The sequence below is a fragment of the Leptolyngbya sp. CCY15150 genome, from assembly GCF_016888135.1.
GTDB lineage: Bacteria > Cyanobacteriota > Cyanobacteriia > RECH01 > RECH01 > RECH01.
The window spans coordinates 1-2,100 of sequence record NZ_JACSWB010000109.1 but is presented as its reverse complement, the minus strand read 5'-3'; the positions used below and the strand labels follow the sequence as shown (position 1 = coordinate 2,100).

At 54.3% G+C, this 2,100-nt stretch carries 1 protein-coding gene and 1 pseudogene; one reads left to right on the top strand and one right to left on the bottom strand.

Features of this window, described 5'->3' with window-relative positions:
* A pseudogene (locus JUJ53_RS01365) lies at positions 1–1,878 on the bottom strand (FG-GAP repeat protein); the annotation flags it as partial.
* A gap of 72 nt (positions 1,879–1,950) precedes the next feature.
* Here JUJ53_RS01365 and JUJ53_RS24975 point away from each other — a divergent pair.
* A complete protein-coding gene (locus tag JUJ53_RS24975) occupies positions 1,951–2,076 on the top strand; it encodes a hypothetical protein (protein WP_275415713.1) in 126 nt (41 codons plus the stop codon).
* Positions 2,077–2,100 lie beyond the last annotated feature (24 nt).

Genomic DNA, 2,100 nt, shown 5'->3' with positions numbered 1-2,100 from the left:
TCGATTGTTTTGGAAATCGGTAACGCGGTCGAAGCCATCGTTTTGGCGAATGACAATTAGGTCAAGCCCTTGTCCGGTGGTAATGAGGTCGTTACCGTTGCCGCCATCGATGCGATCGTTGCCTGTGCCGCCAATCAGGATGTCGCGGTCACTGCCTCCTTGAAGTGAGTCGTTACCAGCTCCACCGTCAAGGCGATCGCTTCCTGGACCACCGACTAAGATATCGTCACCATCTCCCCCCAAGAGGCGATCGTTACCGTCTTGACCCAAGAGGCGATCGTTGCCACCTTTGCCACGAACAACGTCATCCCCTGCTAAGGCCCGAATGGTATCGGCATCTACAGTTCCACTGAGGACATCGTCAAACGGGCTAGGAATGCTAGTATCACGACGCCCAAATACCACATAGCTGGAGCCGGAAAGTGGTTCGTCGTTGTTGTTGGCACTGGGTGCACCAATAATCAGGTCGTCAACGCCATCGCCATTGATATCTCCGGCACCGCTCACCGAAAAACCAGAAATACTAAATTCCGCTGCGCCATCGAGGCGAAAGCCGTTGCTGCCATCCAGGCTAGAAAGATTTAGGGTGGAACTAAAGCCATTCGCTTTACCAAACACCACATAGCTAGAGCCGGAATCGGTGCCGTTGTTGTCGGCACGGCTTGCGCCAATGATCAGGTCATCAAAGCCATCACCATTGACATCTCCCGCACTGCTTACTGACAACCCAAAACCCTCACCAGTCCCAGCCCCATCGATACGAAAGCCAGTGTTGCCATCGAGGTCGGAGAGGTTCTGTGTCGCACTAAAGCCACTGGCTTTGCCAAACACCACATAGGTAGAGCCGGTATCGGCATCGTTGTTGTCGGCAAAGGGTGCGCCAATAATCAGGTCATCAAAGCCATCGCCATTGATATCCCCAGCACTGCTCACCGAATAACCAGAACGGTCATCTGCTGCGGTACCATCGAGGCGAAAGCCGTTGTTACCATCGAGGTCGGAGAGGTTCTGCGTTGCACTAAAGCCACTGGCTTTGCCAAACACCACATAGGTGGAGCCAGACAAGCTGCCGTTGGGGCTAGCTGCAAATGCCCCAATAATCAGGTCATCAAAGTTATCGCCATTGACATCCCCCGCACTGCTCACTGACCAACCGGAGTTGTCTAATTCCGTTGTGCCATCAAGGCGAAAGCCATTGCTGCCATTAAGAGTGGATAGGTTCTGCGTCGCATTAAAGCCACTCGCCTTGCCAAACACCACATAGCTAGAGCCAGAACGCTGACCGTTAGGATCGGCACCGCGTGCCCCAATAATCAGGTCATCAAAGCCATCACCATTGATATCCCCGGCACTGCTTACCGACCGACCGGAAAAGTCATCTGCCGCCACGCCGTCGAGGCGAAAGCCAGTGCTCCCATCCAAACTAGAGAGGTTCAGGGTGGCAGCCCCGCCAGCGCGCCCAAAGACCACATAGCTAGAGCCGGACTGGGCGGCGGTGGGGTCGGCAAGGTATGCCCCAACAATCAGGTCATCAAAGCCATCACCATTGACATCTCCCGCACTGCTCACCGAAAAACCGGAAAAGTCATATTCGGCTGCGCCATCAAGGCGAAAGCCATTGCTGCCATTGAGAGTGGAAAGGTTCTGCGTTGCATTAAAGTCACTCGCCTTGCCAAACACCACGTAGCTGGAGCCGGACTGGGTGCCGTTGGGGCTGGCACCGCGGGCCCCAATAATCAGGTCGTCAAAGCCATCACCATTGACATCCCCGGCGCTGCTGACTGACCGACCGGAAAGGTCATATTCGGCTGCGCCATCAAGGCGAAAGCCAGTGTTGCCATCGAGGGTGGAGAGGTTCAAAACAGGGTCAAAACTCATGGGTTTAGATTCCTTAAATGGGGTGTACTGTGCATCCATCCCGATACTCTGAAGCTGAGAGGTTGTCTGAGCATGGACGATCAGAGGATGGATGGTATTGAAGCGATCGCCCTTGTTTACCTAAAGGCGATCGCTTCAGCGTCAGATAACTTACACAAAATCCGCCCGAGTTATGGCGGCAGCGTTGGTGTTGTCTAATCGCACTAGGTTGGTAGCACCCAC

What these genes read in the sequence shown, in the direction of transcription:
- JUJ53_RS24975 (WP_275415713.1), top strand. Translation starts at nt 1,951, where the DNA reads ATGGACGATCAGAGGATGGATGGTATTGAAGCGATCGCCCTTGTTTAC.